The organism is Kitasatospora sp. NPDC057542 (assembly GCF_042801945.1).
Classification (GTDB): domain Bacteria; phylum Actinomycetota; class Actinomycetes; order Streptomycetales; family Streptomycetaceae; genus Kitasatospora.
The window spans coordinates 1-4,535 of sequence record NZ_JBHVFE010000608.1 but is presented as its reverse complement, the minus strand read 5'-3'; the positions used below and the strand labels follow the sequence as shown (position 1 = coordinate 4,535).

6 protein-coding genes are annotated in these 4,535 nt (G+C 70.4%); 5 read left to right on the top strand and 1 reads right to left on the bottom strand.

Annotation, left to right across the window (positions count from 1 at the left end):
- Positions 1–54: 54 nt before the first annotated feature.
- Positions 55–366: a DUF3817 domain-containing protein gene (locus ACFU7Y_RS40665; protein WP_374120001.1), complete on the bottom strand. Its 312-nt coding sequence runs from the start codon at positions 364–366 to the stop codon at positions 55–57.
- Positions 367–634: 268 nt separating this feature from the next.
- Between ACFU7Y_RS40665 and ACFU7Y_RS40660 the strand changes: the two genes are divergently transcribed.
- From ACFU7Y_RS40660 to ACFU7Y_RS40640, 5 genes are all read left to right on the top strand, one after another.
- Positions 635–1,432 (top strand): DUF2127 domain-containing protein, encoded by a 798-nt coding sequence (locus tag ACFU7Y_RS40660; RefSeq protein ID WP_224281207.1) that lies wholly within the window; start codon positions 635–637, stop codon positions 1,430–1,432.
- Between the two features lie 80 nt (positions 1,433–1,512).
- Entirely contained in the window at positions 1,513–2,151 is a 639-nt protein-coding gene (locus ACFU7Y_RS40655; RefSeq protein WP_224281208.1) for an AIM24 family protein, read from the top strand.
- On the top strand, positions 2,151–2,801 hold the full coding sequence (locus ACFU7Y_RS40650; RefSeq protein WP_224281209.1) for an AIM24 family protein: 651 nt from the start codon (positions 2,151–2,153) through the stop codon (positions 2,799–2,801). The genes ACFU7Y_RS40655 and ACFU7Y_RS40650 overlap by 1 nt, the downstream gene beginning before the upstream one ends.
- 245 nt (positions 2,802–3,046) lie before the next feature.
- Positions 3,047–3,817, top strand: a complete 771-nt coding sequence (locus ACFU7Y_RS40645; protein ID WP_380771416.1) for an AIM24 family protein — start codon at positions 3,047–3,049, stop codon at positions 3,815–3,817.
- Positions 3,818–3,858: 41 nt separating this feature from the next.
- Positions 3,859–4,374, top strand: a complete 516-nt coding sequence (locus ACFU7Y_RS40640) for a MarR family winged helix-turn-helix transcriptional regulator (RefSeq protein ID WP_224281210.1) — start codon at positions 3,859–3,861, stop codon at positions 4,372–4,374.
- The last annotated feature ends 161 nt before the right edge of the window (positions 4,375–4,535 follow it).

Genomic DNA, 4,535 nt, shown 5'->3' with positions numbered 1-4,535 from the left:
CTTTGGGAGAGGAGGCCGTGGCAGCCTGTCGGCCGTCCACGATGAAGCCTGGGCTCAGGCGGTGGCGGGCTTCAGCTCGCCCCGCTCCTCGCGGACGAGCATCCGCTCGGCGAAGAAGCCGCCGGTGGGCACCACCGCGAGCACGAACAGCAGGATGCCGCGCTTGGCGTCCCACTTCTGCGCCTGCCAGGCCTGGATCCAGAAGACCACGTACAGGATGAACAGGATGCCGTGGACCATGCCCATCACCGGGACGGCGTCGAACGAGGTGGTCCGCTTCAGCACCGAGCAGATCAGCAGCAGGATGAAGGAGACCCCTTCGGGGCCGGAGACCAGGCGCAGGCGGTGGACGGCGCTGCTGTTCACGATGGATACCTCAATACGGGGGTCGGCGGCGCGGACGCACTTGTGAAGCGACTCACAAGCCTTCCGGCCCATTATCACCGAGCCCACGCCCGGGCCCCCGGCCGGGGGTGGCCACCGTGCCCGATCTCACAGCCCCCGCCCCGCCCTGTCACAGCCGTGTGCCGGAACGCCGCCGAACGCGACCGACCGTCACCGGGAACCCCTATCCTGCTGCCCGCGCGCCCACCGAGCCGGGCGCCGACGCATCGCACACGGGGGGACTCACCACATGTTCAAGCGCGACTGGGACCGCAGGACCTGCGCCAAGCGCGGGCACATCACCTACGCGCCGACGGAGCCCGAACTGGCCTCCCGGCTGCACGCCTCGACCGCCCTCGGCGACGCCTGGCGCTGCCTGCGCTGCGGCGACTTCGCCCTGGGCGCCCCGCACGGCTCCGGCCCGGCCGAGGAGGCACCGCTGGTGCCGCGCGGCAAGGCTCTGCGGGACCTGTTCATCCTGCGCTTCCTGGCCGTCGAGCGGGTGCTGCGCGGGCTGCTGATCATCGTGTTCGCCTGGGCCGTGTGGAAGTTCTCCAACAGCCAGGACGCGGTGCACCGGATGTTCGACGAGAACCTCACGGTCTTCAAGCCGGTCACCGACCACTTCCACTGGGACCTCGAACACGCCCCGATCGTCGAGACGATCCGCAAGACCTTCGACTTCAAGAAGAGCACCCTGCTGATCGTCGCGGGCGCGCTGGTCGCCTACGCGGTGATCGAGATCGTCGAAGCGGTCGGGCTGTGGCTGAACAAGCGCTGGGCCGAGTACCTGACCGTGGTCGCCACCGCGGCCTTCCTGCCGCTGGAGGGCTACGAGCTGAGCCACCACGTCAGCGCGGTGAAGATCTGCACCCTGGTGCTGAACATCGCGGCGGTGCTCTGGATCATGCTCTCCAAGCGCCTGTTCGGGCTGCGCGGCGGTGTGGTGGCCTTCGAGGCGGAGCGCCACTCGGCCTCGCTGCTGGAGGTCGAACAGGCGGCCGGCACCGTTGCGCACCCCGGACAGGGGGCGCACGCCCGGGCCTGACCGGCGCGTTTGTCGCAGGCTGGTACCAGTTGGCCCGCGCGCCCTCGCCGGGCCGCGGCCACAGCCGCTAGATTGCGGCCGTGGCACAGTTCAGACTCCAGGGATCGCGCGTGCTCGCCGTCGAGTTGGGCGGGGACGCCGTCAAGGCGCGACACGGTTCGATGGTCGCCTACACCGGGCAGATGGCCTTCAAGAAGTTGACCGGCGGCGGGGACGGCCTGCGCGGCATGGTCACCCGCCGGCTGACCGGCGAGAAGATGACGGTCATGGAGGTGAAGGGGCAGGGCACCTGCTACTTCGCCGACAAGGCCACCGAGATCAGCCTGGTCCGGCTGAACGGCGAGACGCTGTACGTCGAGTCGGACAACCTGCTCTGCACCGAGTCCACCCTGCACACCGGCACCAGCTTCACCGGGCTGAACGGCATGTCCTCCGGCAACGGCCTGTTCACCACCAAGGTGGAGGGCCACGGCTGGGCGGCCGTCACCTCCAACGGTCCGGCCGTCATCCTTCGGGTGGACAAGAGCATGCCGCTGCGGGTGGACCCGGGCGCGTACGTGGCGCACACCGGCACCCTGCAGCGCAGCCTGAAGTCGGGCGCGGGCTGGACCACGGTGATCGGCGAGGGCGGCGGCGAGGCCGTCCAGATCGAGTTCACCGGCGACGGCCTGGTGTACGTCCAGCCCTCCGAGAAGGTCACCATCGGGGGTGACGTCTGATGGGCTTCACGAAGATCAACGGCAAGATGGTCGAGGCCCAGGTGGTGCCCGGGCAGCGGTTGTTCAGCCAGCGCGGCGCGATGCTCGCGTACAGCGGCGACGTGCGCTTCACGCCGAACATCACCGGCGGGCAGGGCGGCGTGATGTCGATGATCGGCCGCCGGGTGGCCAACGAGGACACCCCGCTGATGACCGTCGAGGGCCAGGGCCGGGTGATGTTCGGCCACGGCGGCCACCACGTCCACGTGATCGACCTGTTCGGCGACACCCTGTACGTCGAGGCCGACCGGCTGCTCGCCTTCGAGGGCACGCTGCGGCAGTCCACCATGTTCATGGGCTCGCAGGGCGGGGTGATGGGCATGGTCCGCGGCCAGGTCACCGGGCAGGGTCTGTTCACCACCAAGCTGGAGGGCCAGGGCTCGGTCGCGGTGATGGCCCACGGCGGCGTCTTCGAGCTGCCGATCGTCCCCGGCCAGTCGGTGCACGTCGACCCGCAGGCGTACGTGGCGCACCGCGGCGACGTCCGCAACAAGCTGTCCACGGCGCTGGGTTGGCGCGACATGATCGGCCGCGGCTCGGGCGAGGCGTTCCAGCTGGAACTGTCCGGGCAGGGCGCGGTGTACGTCCAGGCGAGCGAGGAGAAGCTCTGATGTCCTACCCGCCGCAGCCCCCGTACGGCTCGCCGCACAACCAGCCGACCCAGCCCGGCTTCGCGGTCCCGCCGCCCCCGCCGAACTACGGCCCGCCGCACGGCTACCCGCCGCCCCCACCGGCCCACCAGCCTCCGCCGCCGCCCCCGCAGCAGCCGTACGGTCAGCAACAGCCCTACGCCCAGGAGCAGTTCGGCGGCCCGGCGGCCCCGCTTCCGACCGGCCACGGCGACACCGGGCCCGCGGTGTGGGACGTCCACAGCCTGCCGGCCGGCGACAACGTCAACCCGTACGCCTTCTCGGTCGACCTGAACGGCTCGTACTTCCTCCAGAAGGGCAAGATGGTCGCCTACTACGGCGACATCACCTTCAAGGGCGTCGGCGCCGGGGCGATCGACCGGATGCTCGGGCAGCACTTCAACTCGCCGATGCACGCGGCGGACTGGGTGGTCGCCGAGGGGCGCGGCAAGCTTCTACTGGCCGACCGGGCGTTCGACCTCAACTCGTACGACCTGGACGAGGGCAACCTGACCGTCCGCTCCGGCAACCTGCTGGCGTTCGACCCGACGCTGCGGCTCAAGCAGTCGATCATCCCGGGCTTCCTGACCCTGATCGGCACCGGCCGCTTCGTCGCCGCCTCCAACGGGCCGGTGCACTTCGTCGAGCCGCCGATCCGGGTGGACCCGCAGGCGCTGGTCGGCTGGGCGGACTGCCCGGCGCCGTGCCACCACTACGACCACGACTACATGCACGGGCTGATCGGCGGCCTGCGCCGGCTGACCGGCTTCGGCGGCGCCTCCGGCGAGGAGCACCAGTTCGAGTTCATCGGCGCCGGCCAGGTGCTGCTGCAGTCGAGTGAAAAGCTGATGGCGGAGCGGCCGGTCGGACAGGTCGGGGCGGAGGCGGGGGTGCCGGTCGGCGGGGTGCCGACCCAGCCGGGCGGGCACGGCGGCGGGAACCCGAACCTGCCGGGCCTCGGTAACCTGGGCGACCTCGGTCGACGTTTCGGTCTGTAAACTGGTACAAGATTGAACTAAATTCGGCTATGCTGGATGCCATGGATACGCACACGATCGACGCCGCTGACACCCCTCCGTCGCAGCCCGAGGAGGAGACTCCCTGGCTGACCGCCAGGGAACAGCGGATGTGGCGCGCCCATCTGGAGGTCGCCAAGCTGCTGGAGTACCAGCTCAGCCGCGAGCTCCAGCCGCACAACCTGGCGATCAACGACTACGAGATCCTGGTCGTGCTCTCCGAGGCCCCGGACCGCCGGATGCGGATGACCGACCTCGCGACCGCCACCCTCCAGTCGAAGAGCCGCCTCTCCCACCAGATCACCCGGATGGAGAACGCCGGCCTGGTCCTCCGCCAGGAGTGCCCGGGCGACCGCCGCGGCCTCTACGCCCACCTCACCGAGCACGGCTGGGAGACCATGCAGCGGGTCGCCCCGGACCACGTACGCAGCGTCCGGGCCCACTTCATCGACCGCTTCACCCCGGAGCAGCTCGACGACATGTACCAGGCGCTCTCCCCCGTCGCCGAACACCTCCGCGGCCTGCGCGGCAAGCCGTAGGCCCCAGGTTCCGTCCCACGCCGCCCCGCCCCGATCCCGATCGCGGCGGGGCGGACCGCATTCCGGGGAGGCCCACTCGGCACCTCTGCGCAGGAAGTCGACCCCCTCGACCTCCTGCGCAGAGGCCGAGAGGAACGAGGGAGAACGGGTGGGCCCGCGCC

Excerpts from the sequence above, each read along its gene's own strand:
- ACFU7Y_RS40660 (WP_224281207.1), top strand. The coding sequence starts at position 635 with ATGTTCAAGCGCGACTGGGACCGCAGGACCTGCGCCAAGCGCGGGCAC.
- ACFU7Y_RS40650 (WP_224281209.1), top strand. The coding sequence starts at position 2,151 with ATGGGCTTCACGAAGATCAACGGCAAGATGGTCGAGGCCCAGGTGGTG.
- ACFU7Y_RS40640 (WP_224281210.1), top strand. The coding sequence starts at position 3,859 with ATGGATACGCACACGATCGACGCCGCTGACACCCCTCCGTCGCAGCCC.